The following is a 14,592-nucleotide window of genomic DNA, read 5'->3' as shown; positions in this document are numbered from 1 at the left end:
AAGGTATCGTCAAATACATCCAAGTCTGGAACTACAGAAATTTCAGTTATAAATTCAAAGAAATAATAATTGTCTATATTGGCAGGATCTGTATAAAAAGCTTTTAACTCTATATCTTCGCCACTAAACCCACCTTCATTATTTTGCTCAATAAAGTCAATTGGAACTACCGATTTTAAGTTTTCCGTGGCAGAATATGTGTCACCATTATAATTTATAGTTAGTGTGTAGTCTTGATCTATCACAGGAATAAAATTTGTATTTCGATAAATGCCAGTATTGCCATCTTCTATAAAATTAAAAGTGTTATTATTTGTATCGGTAATCTCAATAACTGCATCATTTCCGGGTGGCGTAGATTCGTCAAAAAATGGAGCTGATAAAGATAATTTTATAGATTGTTCGTTTCCTGTCGTATTTTTAAACCAATCTATAGACGCTTCAATAACTAATCTCGGATCTGCTTCATTAAGCTCGATATCTATAACGTCCTCACAAGAGAAGAGAATTGAAAAGATGACGAATATATAAGTTAGTTTTTTCATTCTTTAAAATTTAAAATTATAAGATACTGACGGTACTATACCAAAAATAGCGAGCCTTACAGCTTCGTTCCCGCCCGTCGTTCTATTTTCTGTAAAATTAATATTTGCTGCATTTCTGCGATTATAAATATTGTAAATACCAAATACCCATTCTCCTTTAAAATTTTTAGTACTATCTTGGGTTGGGTTGTAATTAAAAGCAACATCTAAACGATTATAAGACGGCAGTCTGCTGGAGTTTCTAGCCTCATAGCTAGGGATTACCAAACCATTATATTGGTACTGACCGTTCGGAAACGTTACAGCTCGACCCGTTTGAAATAAAAAATTAGAACTAATCGACCATTTTTTGTTTAATTCGTAATTTCCTGTTAATGAAATATCATGTGTTCTATCGAAGGGTGTATTGTACCATTCTCCATTATTAATACCTGTTTCTTGAGCGGTTCTGCCTGGTGTTCTTTGTTCGGATTTCGAAAGTGTATAAGCCAACCATCCTGTAAAGCGTCCTTCATTTTTTCTAAAAAGTACTTCTAAGCCATAAGCACGGCCTTCACCATTTAAAACAACTTGTTCGATGGCATTATTCGCAATTAAATTAGCGCCATCAGTAAAATCTATAAGATTTTGAATGGTCTTATAAAAGCTTTCCACTTCTAGTGAGTATTCGTTGTTTTTAAAGGTTTTAAAATAGCCTATAGCAACTTGATCTAGTAGTTGTGGCTCTATAAATTTACCACTTGGCGACCAGACATCTAAAGGGGTTGGCGAATTGGTATTAGATAATAGATGTAAATATTGGCTCATACGATTATAACTCGCTTTTACAGACGAATTATCATTAAGTTGGTAAGCAACCGACAAACGTGGTTCTAGATTAGCAAAAGATTCTATAACGTCACTTCTGTCGAAAGTCTCGGTACCTATTGGTGCAGCTTTCTCATAAATACCAATAGCTTCGTTAAAAACTACAGGATTATCATCTGCATAGACATTTAGTTCGTCTTGGCCAAGGCGATGGAACGTACTTAGTCTTGCCCCATAACTTACAGACAGTTTATCACTAATTTTATGCTCTGCATCAACATAGATAGCATTTTCGAAAGCATATTTATCAATTAGTTTAAAAGAGTTGATACCCGAGTCCTCTGATATTGGATTAATTTCACCAGGATTAAATTTATAGTATATACTATTTAGACCGTATTCTAGTTTAAAATTGTTACTTATATAATGTTTGAAATCATATTTAATATTAAAATTCCGAATACCAGATTCCCAATCAAATCCAACAAAATTTAATGTCAAACCATAAAAATAGTCGGAATATATTAAGGATAAATTTGAAAATAGTTTATCCGAAAACAAATGATTCCATCTAAAATTAACGACTGAATTCCCATAGGTGTTTTCAAAACTATCTGATATTTCAAACACATCACGACCAAAATATCCTGAAAGAAAAATACTATTATTGTCATTTATGTTATAGCTCAACTTTGTATTGAGGTCATAGAAATAGGCGACATTGTCTAAATCGAATAGTGGTAAAAATAAGTGTGCATAACTACTACGACCAGCTAGTAAAAACGATCCTTTTCCTTTTTTCAAAGGGCCTTCGACAAGTAAGCGACTAGAGATTAAGCCAATACCTCCATTCATTTGAAACTTATTGCTATTTCCTTCTTTTTGATAAATATCTAACACTGAAGAAACACGTCCACCATATTTAGCAGGAATACCTCCTTTATATAGTTTAATATCCTTTATAGCATCTGGATTAAAAACTGAAAAGAAACCAAAAAGATGCGATGAATTAAAGATGGTTGCTTCATCTAAAAGAATAAGATTTTGATCGGCACCACCTCCTCTTACATTAAAACCAGAAGAACCTTCACCAGCATTAGTAACACCTGGTAGCAGTGTTATAGATTTTATAACATCTACTTCACCCAAAACCACAGGCATATTTTTAATAGTTTTTATGGAAAGCGAATTAACGCTCATTTGAGGCTTTTTGATATTTAATCGTTCTACATCATCTGTAATAACCACTTCACCTAAACTTTCAGCAGATTCTAAAAGTTTATAATTTTTGGAAAGATCACTTGTTAATACAATAGTTTCTGTGATTGTTTTAAAACCTAGATAGCTGATGGTAACCTCATAAGTTCCTTCTGGTAAAGTAATAGAGTAGAAACCATATTCATTTGTAATTGTACCTGACTGTATTTGAGGTATTAAAATATTAACACCTATAAGTGTCTCATTACTTTCACTATCTGAGATACTTCCACTGAGCGTGAATTTTTCTTGAGCTAAAAGAAATAAAGGACATAGTAAAAAAAAGAATAAAATTCTTTTAATATGTTTAATCATATTTATGAATGATTTTTTGATTGTTGATTTTCAATAAAGATTTATATGAAATCTTTTTTTATTCAAAATTAAATTAAAAAGAATAAAAAAAAGCTTCCTTACAGAAGCTTTTAACATAAACTTTATTTCTATTGTTTATTAGTTTAAAATTTTATTTAGTAAACTACTCGGGCGCATGGCATTGCTTACTAAAGTTTCACTAGGTAAATAGTAACCTTCAATATTAACAGGTTCACCTTGACAATCTATAAGTTCTTTAATTATAGCTTCTTTATTAGAAGATAGTGTTTTATAAATTTCTGTAAATTCAGATTTTAATTCTTCGTTTTCATTTTGATTCGCTAAAGCTTCAGCCCAATACATTGCAATGTAGAAATGGCTACCTCTATTGTCCAACTCATTAACTTTTCTAGAGGGGCCTTCTTTATTTTCTAATAATTTTTCTGTTGCATTGTCTAATGCTTCTCCTAAGATGCTTGCTCTTTTATTATCATTAACTTCTGCAAAATGATCTAAAGAAACCGCAAGTGCTAAAAATTCACCTAGAGAATCCCAACGTAAGTGGTTTTCATTAAGAAATTGCTGAACATGTTTAGGAGCAGATCCACCTGCTCCTGTTTCAAATAATCCACCACCATTCATTAATGGTACAATTGAAAGCATCTTAGCGCTTGTTCCTAATTCTAGAATGGGGAACAAATCAGTTAAGTAATCTCTTAAAACATTTCCTGTAACTGAGATTGTATCTTCACCATCTTTAACACGCTTAAGTGTAAATTCTGTAGCTGTAATCGGTGATAATATTCTTATATCTAATCCAGAAGTATCATGGTTTAGTAGATATTTATTCACTTTTTTAATTAGCTCAGCATCATGAGCTCTTTTGCTGTCTAACCAAAAAACTGCAGGTGTTTTTGATGCTCTTGCTCTTTTAACAGCCAGTTTTACCCAGTCTTGTATTGGTGCATCTTTAACTTGGCATAGTCTCCAAATATCACCAGCTTCAACTTTGTGAGATGTTAATGAGTTACCATTAGCGTCTATAACTTCAACTTTTCCTTTCGAAGAAATTTCGAAAGTTTTGTCGTGAGATCCATATTCTTCTGCTTTCTGAGCCATTAAACCTACGTTAGGTACTGTGCCCATTGTTGTAGGATCAAATGCTCCATGTTTTTTACAGAAGTCTATTGTTGCGATATAAACACCAGCATAACTGCTATCTGGTATGACTGCTTTTGTGTCTTGTAGCTGTCCTTCAGCATTCCACATTTGACCAGATGTTCTAATCATCGCTGGCATAGATGCATCAATAATAACATCACTTGGTACATGAAGATTTGTAATACCTCTATCTGAATTTACCATAGCTAAATCTGCTCCATGATCTAAAGCAAATCTAATATCGTCTCTTATTTCGTCACGTTTATCTTCTGTTAACTCTCCTAGTTTTTCAAGAAGATTTCCGAAACCGTTATTAACATTTACACCGATTTTATCGAATGTTTTGCTGTGTTTTTTAAATAAATCACTGAAAAACACACGAACCGCATGGCCAAAAATTATTGGATCAGAAACTTTCATCATTGTTGCCTTCATGTGTAAAGAAAACAGCACACTTTTATCCATAGCATCTTCTACTTGCTCTTCTAAAAACGCGATTAATGCTTTTTTATTCATTACTGTTGCATCGATAATTTCACCTTGTAATAAGTCTAAACCTTCTTTTAAAGCCGTTTTATTGCCGCTAGCATCGGTGTGTATAATCTTTATTGTAGTTGCTTCTTGGAGCGTCACTGATTTCTCATTATGAGCAAAATCACCTTTAGACATTGTAGATACATGTGTCTTAGAATCTGCTGACCAAGCTCCCATGCTATGAGGGTTCTTTTTCGCATAATTTTTAACAGCTTTAGGAGCACGCCTATCAGAATTCCCTTCTCTTAATACTGGATTAACTGCGCTACCTTTAATTTTATCATAACGTATTTTTATTTCTTTTTCAGTAGCGTTCGATGGATTACTTGGGTAGTCAGGAATTTTGTAACCTTTAGCTTGTAATTCTTCAATAGCATCAGTTAATTGAGGCATAGAAGCACTAATATTAGGTAGTTTTATGATATTTGCTTCTGGTGATTTAGCAAGTTCACCTAGTTCAGTTAAAGCATCACTTACCCTCTGATCTTCTGTTAAATAATCAGGAAATACAGCTAATAGTCTTGCTGCTAATGATATGTCTTTTGTTTCAATTGAAATTCCAGATGATTTTGTAAATGCTTTTACTATAGGTAAAAATGAACGGGTCGCTAAAGCTGGTGCTTCATCAGTTTTTGTATAAACAATCTTCGCTGTCTTTGTCATGTGTTTTTATAATATTTTTGATTGCGTAATAACTTAATTTTGAGTCTTGCGAATATACAAAATTGATACAGTTTTGTAAGCGCGATAGTGTTAGTAAACTGCTAAAATTTAGAATGATTTGTGTAATCTGAAGTCGGAATTCTTTTTTAGGCCTTATTTAAGTCTAATATTAAAACTATTTAAAAGCCCTTAGCAGTTTTCTTTAGAAAAAACAGTGCCTTTTATCTGGTTTTGAGAAGGATTAATACTGAAATTATAGGCAGTATAAAAATCTGTTTTCTCTAAATTAGTGTTATCGAATAATGAATCTGTTAAATCATAGTTTGAAAAAGATGCTCCTTTAATTTCAACATCTGTGAAGTCTATATTTTGCATTTTACAATTTGTAAATTTCTTCTTGCTAATTTTTATGTTATTAAATGAACTTAGATTTAATATACAATCCGTAAAGCTGAATACTAATAAAAAGTCATTACAATTTTGAAAGAATACACCAACTAACTTAAATTATTCAAAGCTTACATCGTTTAACGTTGAACGCATTACATTATTATTACTAAGATTGCAATTAATAAATCTACATTCTAGAAATGTAATATTTGAGATATCAGAATTTTCAAAATCACATGTTGTTAATGTACAGTCACTATATTCTCCTTATAGTTAAGTGATTTTTAGTGTTGTTTTGGTTTTCGAAATTTTGGTTATCTATTAGTGAGAGATTCGTAGTAAAAGAATACAGATTAACTACAGCTAAAACAAAAAGCCATATCACTACAGTTAAACTGTGCTGACATGGCTTCTCTAGAAACAGTACTAACACGACTTATTTAGTTTTCACTAACTCAGGTTTATGGCTTACACCAACACCTTTTTCAGTTCGAGTGTTTCTGCTTCGGTGAAACGTTTCATATCTTTCTAAATGTATAGACCTGATATTACTAAGTTTCATAAGATTTGTTTTTCTTGATGTTTCTTTTTTTATAATTCACTTACGTGTCTGATACGACCTAAAACATTGCTTTTCCTTTTCATGTCTACTTTCGTTTCCATTACTTTTTCCAAGCTTTCCATTTAAATATTATAACCTATTATGTATGCTATGATATTTAAATTTCATGATTAACTAAGCAACACTTGCCTACACAAGGAGTTCGTTAACCTCAAAAAACAATCTCATTAAATAAAGAACGTTACTCTATTGCAATTTAACATAAATCTAAAATTACTTTTAAAATCAAACTAGGTTTGTTGTTAATTGTTCAACTAATTTATATAACTATTTCATATAAACAAATATTTTAACTAATTATATATCAACAACTTATGAACGACAGTTATTAACAAAAGTTAATAAACTAAAAAGAGCCTTCATATTTGAAGGCTCTTTTTAATATTATGTAATTAGAATTATCTTCTAACTTCTTTAATTCTTGCTTTTTTACCAGTAAGACCTCTAAAGTAGAATATTCTAGCTCTACGCACTTTACCTTTTTTGTTAACTTCTACTTTCTGTAAAGCAGGCAGATTAACAGGGAAGATACGTTCTACACCAACAATTCCAGACATTTTACGGATTGTAAATGTTTCAGAACTTCCTGTTCCTTTGCGTTGTAATACAACACCTCTAAAGAACTGTGTACGAACCTTTTCACCTTCTCTAATCTCATAATATACTGTGATTGTATCACCAGCACCAAATTTCGGAAAGTCTTTACGGCTTACAAATTCGTCTTGTACAAATTTTACTAAAGAATTCATTTTATTTTATTTATAATGGTTATTCTAAATCAACATTCGCGATTCTCGCCAGAGGTTAATCTAAAATCGGATGCAAATATAATTAAAAAGTTAAAAGTAAAAAGCTAAAAATTAAAAGATTTTAATCTTCTAATAAATCTGGTCGTCTTTCTTCCGTCCGTATATAAGCTTGCTCTTCGCGCCACTTTTCAATTTCCGGGAAATTACCGCTAAACAAAACGGGAGGCACTTTATGACCTTTGTATTCTCTAGGCTTTGTGTAAATTGGTGGAGCTAATAGATTGTCTTGAAAAGAATCTGTTAATGCAGAAGTCTCATTTCCTAAAACACCAGGTACTAATCTTATAATAGCATCACATAAAACAGCTGCTCCTAATTCTCCACCAGATAAGACATAGTCGCCAATAGAAATTTCCTTGGTGATAAACATATCTCGTACACGTTCGTCTACACCTTTATAATGACCGCAAAGAATCATTATATTTTCTTTCAAAGAGATTGTATTTGCAATGCCTTGGTTTAAACGTTCACCATCCGGTGTCATATAGATAATCTCATCGTAGTTACGCTCAGATTTTAGTTTTGTAATACATTTATCTATAGGCTCAATCATCATTACCATTCCAGCACCACCACCAAACTGCGTATCATCAATAGCTTTATAGCCACCTGTTGCGTAATCTCTAAGATTATGAAAATGAACTTCTACCAAACCTGCTTCTATAGCACGTTTTAAAATAGAAGCCTCAAAAGGGCTTTTAATAAGTTCGGGTAATACAGTCAGAATATCTATGCGCATTGTTTATCTAAATAGGTCGTAAAGATATGGTTAATTACGAAGTTTTTGTAGGTGTATTTTTAGAAGTTAATGGAGATCCGTTGCTCGAAGTCAGGAGTAAGAGATTAATTGTTTGGTAATTGATTTATCTCTGTTTCCGAGAGCCTCGAGTCACAAAAGCCTCACACCATCAATAAAGCCGTTAAAAGTACTGCTAGTTAAGTTTAATCTGGTTCCAATTAATAGGTATCAATGTAATTTAAGTTTCCATTGATTTCCTCGGATGCTTCAAGTATACCATCGACATAAAGAGATATTATGTTGTCTTTAAAAACACCTGTGATTAAGTACCAAGTATCTCTTTTGTAGCCCTTTTTTCTGGCTTTATATAGCATATCACAAGTGTTAGTATATATGCCAAATACAATGTCATTAGTTTATGATAACCCTAAATAATATGGACTAGCATTTTCACCATTTACTTGAGTGCCTTTTCTTATAATCGGTTGTGTTTTAATTTCGTCCGTTTTTATTAACGCAGAAATGGTGAAATAATTTTGAAAGTTTAAATTTTCAGCATATTGAATATTAATGGTATCGTCTAAACCATCAAAAATATAAGCTTTACTATCTAGAGTTGGTATAGCACCATTTATAATGCCGTTGTTAGCGTTTATTAAATCCATAGCATTTCCGTTGAGTGGATGATAGGTCTTAAAGGTTATTTGTATTAAGCATATCTGAATTGTTATCACCATTTTCGCAACTTAATAAAGACAAAAGTGACATTAAAATTGAAAGTTTTTAAATTATTTTTCTCATAAAATGTAATTAAAAAGGTGAAAACGAGATTTTCAATACAGCTAATTAGATAACTTGAAATTTGAATATTTATAAAGCATTAAACCAGATATTAGAATAGTGCCTATAAAAAAGGACAAACCGACAAATAACAATTCTTTTGCATCATTATTAAAGGTCGGAAATTCATTAAATTCTGAAAACAGCGCTAATAACATAAAACAACACACTAGTATTAATACGATAGGTATTAGTATACCAAGTGTTCTATTCTTTATAACAAGTTGAATTACCAATATAGCGGATAGAATTATAGCTATTGGGTTAAAAATAACACTAGCAGATATCCAATAAAATAGTACAGATACTATAAGTAAGTATTCTGGAAGTTTTAAAAGTATCGTTTTAATCGTATTCATATTAATAAAAGCATTTATAATAGTTAACTATAAAGCATTCAATAAATACATGGATTTCATCGAAACAGAAGAGAGTAGTGGGTAAAGTTGTATAAAGCCAACAGCATCATTTTCTATATAGGCAATGAAAAGAATAGCATCCTTTTTTTGAAACCGTTCTATTAAGAATTTTTCAGCACCTTCTTTATCAGTTTTCTGTCTATAAAAACTTCTGTAGGCATTAAAAAGGGGGACAATATGTTCTAGGTGGTCAATATTTGCTTTAACTATGGTCATAAAAAAATCCGTAATGAAAATTACGGATTTAAATTTATATCTAAAAAGCTTTAGGTTTTATTCTTGTTTAATTCGTCTTGTAACTGACGACGTACTTTTTGCTCTCTTTCTAAAGCACCACGTCTGTGTTCTTCAAATTCAGTTTCAAGTTCATCTAATTTTCGCTTTGCTTCTTTAGTTAAAAAGTTACTGCCTTTAAACTTATAGATAAAGAGTAAAAGGAACGCTAATAATGCAGAAATAACACTCCACATTAAAACATTATAGTTTACTTTACTCATTTGCATGCCTAGTAGAGCCATATTGTTTTTTTCGGAATTTGTCAGACTTAAGTCACTTTTTGTGTTACCCAATTGTGTTTTTAAACTTTCTATTTCTATAGTCTGCTTATCAACTACGTTTTCAGAACTCTTTAATTTAAAATACGTTGTTTTTAGTGAGTCTAAAACGTTTGCCTTCAAGGTTAAAAGCGAAGCGAATTTAACAGCTTCGTACTTTTGTCCGTTAGTTCCTTTAAAATTACCAGATTTTCTAAACACATATTCAAATTGACTATCTATTGTACCGCTTTTTAAAGAAAATTTGTCCTCTTCGTCTTCTTGTGCCTGACTTTGTGCTGTTATAGTTTGAAAACTAAATGAAATAAGTAGTATAAGAGAAATTTTGATTAAGAATTTCATGTGTAATATAATTTTGGTTTGGTTTATCGATTGTCAAGATACTAATTTTATGAGTATTACATCATATAATTAATAAACAAATAGCCTCACTTATTGTGAGGCTATTGTATATACGTTTTAAACTTTATTTTAGATGTTATATTTATTAATAATAAGAGAAACGTCTCACCTTAGCAATATGCTTTGCAAGTCGAATCACTTGGTGACTATAACCATATTCATTATCATACCATATATATAGTATAGCATTTTTACCATCAGCTCTTACAATTGTAGCTTTACTATCGTAGATCGATGGTGCTGAACTACCAACTATATCACTAGACACAAGCTCATCACTCATTTCGTATTTAATTTGTTCAACTAAATCACCTTCTAGAGCATATTTTTTCATGATTGTATTCATGCTTTCTACAGAAGTTTCATTCTCTAGCTCTAAGCTTAATATAGCTAGCGATCCGTTAGGTACAGGAACTCTAATAGCATTAGATGTTAACTTACCTTCTAAAGATGGTAATGCTTTGCTCACGGCTTTCCCAGCACCAGTTTCTGTAATGACCATATTTAAAGCTGCTGCACGTCCTCTCCTATATTTAGAGTGAAAATTATCAACTAAATTTTGATCGTTAGTATAAGCATGTATGGTCTCTAAGTGACCTGTCTTTACTCCAAAAGAATCTTCAACAGCCTTTAAAATAGGAGTAATTGCATTCGTAGTACAAGAAGCAGCAGAAAAAATATTTACTTTATCTGGGTTATGTTCTAAATGATTAACACCATGTACAATATTAGGAATTCCTTTTCCTGGAGCAGTTAATAAAACTTTATGAACTCCTTTAGCTTTTAAGTGTCTACTTAAGGCTTCTTTGTCTCTGAAGGCTCCAGTATTATCAATAACTAAAGCTTTGTTTATTCCGTAACTTGTATAATCAATATCTTCTGGTGCATTAGCAGAAATTATTTTTACAGTTGTACCGTTAATAATTAAAGCACTGTTTTCTGCATCTATACTTACCATCCCAGAAAAATCTCCGTGTACAGAATCATTTCTTAATAATGAAGCACGTTTTTCTAGTACAGTTGCATTTATTTCACCTCGTGTTACAATAGCTCTCAATCGTAGCTGATTACCTTTACCAGTTCGTGTCATTAACTCACGAGCAACTAATCTACCAATCCTACCAAAACCATATAAAACAACATCTTTTGGTTTTATACCTTTGTTGTTTTTTGCACTTCCTAATTTATCAGAAACAAATGCAGTAGCATTATTATACTTTTCATCTTCTAAGTGATACTCATAAGTTAATTTACCAATATCTAATTTTGCAGGCGGAAGATCTAAAGCGCTAATAGCTTGAGCAATTTCAACAGAGTCAAAAATAGAAATTGGTTTCTGAACAAATTCACCTGCATATTCGTGCAAGTTTAAAATTTCACTGACGTTTCTATCCATTAATTGATTTCTAAATATGACAAGCTCAATAGACTTGTCGTACCATAAATCGCTAATGATTTTAATAAATTCAACCGTTGCTCTGCGACGGTCTGCTTGAAACGCTAACTCTTTTTCGTAAGTGTCGTTAAAACCCATTTTTTTTGGTTTAATTGTTTAAAATTTTGCCCAAAAATAACATATTTCAAACGTTTTCGTAGCGCATTTTAACGAAAATAAAAACCCTTCAAAGAATATTGCTTTCAAGGGGTGTTTTTGTTTGTTTATTATGTGTTTTATCTAAAATTATAAACCGCTTTTTCGAGATTTTTATTTATAATTTCAATTTGAAGTGGTTCATTAAATTTTCTTGTTTTCATGGCATTTTGCACATCGTCTATAGAATATAATTTCTTACCATTTATACTGGTAATAATATTTCCTTCTTCAACACCACTACTCAACCAGTAGTCTTGATAATCAACTTCGCTTAAATTTGAAATTTTCACACCATAACCAGTATTGTGTTTTTTTAGTTCTTTTTTAGAGGCATTTTTAACAAAACCAATTGTTGGTAATTTTATAATACTTGGTTTTAATAATGTTACTGGTAAAATTTCTTCATCATCACCTCTTAATATCGTTATATTAACAGTGTCATCTGGACTCTTTGTTTTTAAATAGCCTGTTAAGTCAGAAAATTTATTAATCGCAACGTTATCTATTTTTTTAATAATATCACCAGATTTAATCCCTGCCCTTTCTGCACCTGTACCTTCCGTTACTTCACTTACATAAAACCCTTCTGTAACGTCAGTTCCAAGTTTTTCTGCAGCTTCACTATCTAATGCGCCACCAACGACTCCAAGGATGCCGTTTTGCACATTGCCATATTCCATAATATCGTTAACTATTTTTCTGGCAATATTACTTGGTACTGCAAATGAATAGCCTATATAAGAGCCAGTTTGAGACGATATAGCGGTATTAATACCAATTAAATCACCATTAGTATTTACAAGTGCACCACCTGAATTTCCTGGGTTTACTGCAGCATCAGTCTGTATAAATGATTGCGTATTTCTCCCGCTCAAATCTCTAGATTTAGCACTAATAATTCCTGCAGTAACTGTAGAGTTTAAATTAAAAGGATTACCAACTGCGAGGACCCATTCTCCTATTTTAGCAATATCCGAATCTCCAAAAGCCATAAATGGTAAATCTTCATCAGTTTCAATTTTCAATAAAGCAATATCAGTAGATTCATCTGTACCAATAAGTTCAGCTGTGTAAGATTTATTGTCGTTTAATGTTATACTAATATCATCAGCATTTTTTATAACATGGTTATTGGTAACAATAAAACCAGTTGGTGAAATAATAACTCCACTACCTGTACCAACTTGGGCACGCTGAGAATTTCGGCCATAAAATAAGTCTTGAAAAGACATCGGTACATTAACTATAGATGTGTTTTTTACATGTACTACAGCGTCTAACGATTTTTCAGCTGCTTCAACAAAGTTCGGAGCTATTATAGACGTATTATTTAGAACCTTATTATTTGTAGGCACATAAATTGGTAAGTCAGAAACTTGTACAACTGTTGCTTTATTTTGGATGTCAGTTTCAATAAAAAGTTTATAACCACCTAAGGTTAATAAACCACCCAACACCGAAACGAATACTAATGTTATAATCTTCTTCATAATTTTTTTCAGTTTTAAGTTTAATTATAATAACGATTAAATTTAGATATTTATTGAATCGTAATTGTCATTTTAACGACTATTTAACGTCAACTTTAACTGTGTTTTAACAACACAACATACACGCTATTATTCTTATATTTGCGAGTAATTATGATAATGACATTTTATAAATATCAAGGTACAGGCAATGATTTTATTATTGCAGATAATCGTTTGCAATTAATAAACAAAAACGATACCAAACGTATCGCAGAGCTTTGTGATAGACGTTTTGGTATTGGAGCTGACGGATTTATTCTATTAGAAAATGATGATACTTCAGATTTTAAAATGGTCTATTACAATGCAGATGGTAAGGAAAGTAGTATGTGCGGTAATGGTGGACGTTGTATTACAGCTTTTGCTAAATTTCTAGGTATTGTAGTTGATGAGGCTGAGTTTTTAGCAACAGATGGTCTGCATAAAGCGAAAACTAAAGGGGGTATCATTCATCTTCAAATGCAAGATGTTTCTGAAATTCAGACTTTTGAAAATCATCAGTTTTTAGATACAGGTTCACCGCACCATGTAGAAATGGCTTCTGACTTAGAAAATTTTGAAGTAAAATCTGAAGGCGCACAAATTAGATATGGCCAACCTTATAATAAGGCTGGTACAAACGTAAATTTCGTCGAACAAATTTTAGAAGATAGGTTTGCTGTAAGAACTTATGAGCGTGGAGTAGAGGACGAGACTTTGTCTTGTGGCACAGGTGTTACTGCGGTTGCTTTAGCAATGCACAACAGTGGTATAACTAAAAATGAAGAAGTAACATTAGAAACTCTTGGTGGAAGCTTGAAAATTACGTTTAATAAAATTGAAAAGGGTTACACCAATATTTGGCTTATCGGACCAGCGGAACAGGTTTTTAAAGGAAAAATAGAATGGTAACTTTACAGGGTAAACATATTTATTTAAGAGCTTTAGAGCCTGAAGACTTAGATTTTATTTATGATATCGAAAACGACACGTCGTTATGGGAATTGAGTGACACACAAACGCCGTATTCGAGATTTTTAATAAAACAATATCTTGATAATGCTCAGCAAGATATATTTGAAGCCAAACAACTTAGACTTGCTATTTGTGATACTAAAGACAATACAATTGGTTTGATAGATGTTTTCGATTTTAATATTAAAAACAAACGCGCAGGTATAGGTATTTTAATTAAAGACCAATCAGATAGATATAAAGGTTATGGTAAAGAAGCACTATCACTTTTAGTTACCTATTGTTTTACAACGTTGCACTTACATCAAGTTTACGCTAATATTTCAGAAACTAACTTAGCGAGTTTAAAACTATTTGAGGGTAATGGATTCGTTAAAATAGGATTAAAGAAGAATTGGGTTTTTGATGGGAGTCAATTTCAAAATGAATTTATATTACAACGTATTAATAATTAA

The 14,592-nt window shown here is 31.7% G+C and carries 15 protein-coding genes; 2 read left to right on the top strand and 13 right to left on the bottom strand.

Annotated elements, in window-relative coordinates; translation table 11 throughout:
- The 13 genes from B2U95_RS06460 to B2U95_RS06400 form a co-directional block, all read right to left on the bottom strand.
- The coding region (locus B2U95_RS06460; RefSeq protein ID WP_296313950.1) for a DUF4249 family protein at nt 1-545 on the bottom strand (545 nt) is incomplete at its 3' end.
- 3 nt (nt 546-548) lie between these two features.
- Nucleotides 549-2,924, bottom strand: coding sequence for a TonB-dependent receptor (locus tag B2U95_RS06455; protein ID WP_296313949.1), 2,376 nt, complete (start codon nt 2,922-2,924; stop codon nt 549-551).
- Nucleotides 2,925-3,062: 138 nt separating this feature from the next.
- The gene (locus B2U95_RS06450; protein WP_296313947.1) at nt 3,063-5,282 is read right to left on the bottom strand and encodes an NADP-dependent isocitrate dehydrogenase; all 2,220 of its coding nucleotides are present in this window, start codon (nt 5,280-5,282) and stop codon (nt 3,063-3,065) included.
- Nucleotides 5,283-5,471: 189 nt separating this feature from the next.
- A complete protein-coding gene (locus tag B2U95_RS06445) occupies nt 5,472-5,657 on the bottom strand; it encodes a pentapeptide repeat-containing protein (RefSeq protein ID WP_414727668.1) in 186 nt (61 codons plus the stop codon).
- Nucleotides 5,658-6,692: 1,035 nt separating this feature from the next.
- Nucleotides 6,693-7,043, bottom strand: coding sequence for a 50S ribosomal protein L19 (rplS, locus tag B2U95_RS06440; RefSeq protein WP_296313945.1), 351 nt, complete (start codon nt 7,041-7,043; stop codon nt 6,693-6,695).
- A 121-nt stretch (nt 7,044-7,164) separates the two neighbouring features.
- Nucleotides 7,165-7,842, bottom strand: a complete 678-nt coding sequence (trmD, locus tag B2U95_RS06435; RefSeq protein WP_296313943.1) for a tRNA (guanosine(37)-N1)-methyltransferase TrmD — start codon at nt 7,840-7,842, stop codon at nt 7,165-7,167.
- Between the two features lie 218 nt (nt 7,843-8,060).
- Nucleotides 8,061-8,216 carry a hypothetical protein gene (locus B2U95_RS06430; protein ID WP_296313942.1) on the bottom strand — a complete coding sequence of 52 codons (156 nt, stop codon included), beginning with the start codon at nt 8,214-8,216 and terminating at the stop codon, nt 8,061-8,063.
- Between the two features lie 42 nt (nt 8,217-8,258).
- Nucleotides 8,259-8,579, bottom strand: a complete 321-nt coding sequence (locus B2U95_RS06425; protein ID WP_296313940.1) for a hypothetical protein — start codon at nt 8,577-8,579, stop codon at nt 8,259-8,261.
- A gap of 105 nt (nt 8,580-8,684) precedes the next feature.
- The gene (locus B2U95_RS06420) at nt 8,685-9,041 is read right to left on the bottom strand and encodes a hypothetical protein (RefSeq protein WP_296313938.1); all 357 of its coding nucleotides are present in this window, start codon (nt 9,039-9,041) and stop codon (nt 8,685-8,687) included.
- Between the two features lie 27 nt (nt 9,042-9,068).
- Nucleotides 9,069-9,317 carry a hypothetical protein gene (locus B2U95_RS06415; RefSeq protein ID WP_296313937.1) on the bottom strand — a complete coding sequence of 83 codons (249 nt, stop codon included), beginning with the start codon at nt 9,315-9,317 and terminating at the stop codon, nt 9,069-9,071.
- 50 nt (nt 9,318-9,367) lie between these two features.
- Nucleotides 9,368-9,997 (bottom strand): tRNA (guanine-N1)-methyltransferase, encoded by a 630-nt coding sequence (locus B2U95_RS06410; protein WP_296313935.1) that lies wholly within the window; start codon nt 9,995-9,997, stop codon nt 9,368-9,370.
- Nucleotides 9,998-10,142: 145 nt separating this feature from the next.
- Complete coding sequence (locus B2U95_RS06405; protein ID WP_296313932.1) at nt 10,143-11,591, bottom strand: glyceraldehyde-3-phosphate dehydrogenase; 1,449 nt, start codon at nt 11,589-11,591, stop codon at nt 10,143-10,145.
- Between the two features lie 137 nt (nt 11,592-11,728).
- Nucleotides 11,729-13,141: a trypsin-like peptidase domain-containing protein gene (locus tag B2U95_RS06400; protein ID WP_296313930.1), complete on the bottom strand. Its 1,413-nt coding sequence runs from the start codon at nt 13,139-13,141 to the stop codon at nt 11,729-11,731.
- A gap of 153 nt (nt 13,142-13,294) precedes the next feature.
- Between B2U95_RS06400 and dapF the strand changes: the two genes are divergently transcribed.
- Together dapF and B2U95_RS06390 are read left to right on the top strand one after the other, a co-directional pair.
- Nucleotides 13,295-14,074, top strand: a complete 780-nt coding sequence (dapF, locus tag B2U95_RS06395) for a diaminopimelate epimerase (protein ID WP_296313928.1) — start codon at nt 13,295-13,297, stop codon at nt 14,072-14,074.
- Entirely contained in the window at nt 14,068-14,592 is a 525-nt protein-coding gene (locus B2U95_RS06390) for a GNAT family N-acetyltransferase (protein ID WP_296313926.1), read from the top strand. Before dapF ends, B2U95_RS06390 begins: the two co-directional genes overlap by 7 nt.

It is taken from the genome of Winogradskyella sp. UBA3174, from assembly GCF_002364335.1.
Lineage (GTDB): Bacteria > Bacteroidota > Bacteroidia > Flavobacteriales > Flavobacteriaceae > Winogradskyella.
The sequence above is the reverse complement of the archived record's forward strand: the minus strand, read 5'-3'. Positions and strand labels throughout refer to the sequence as shown.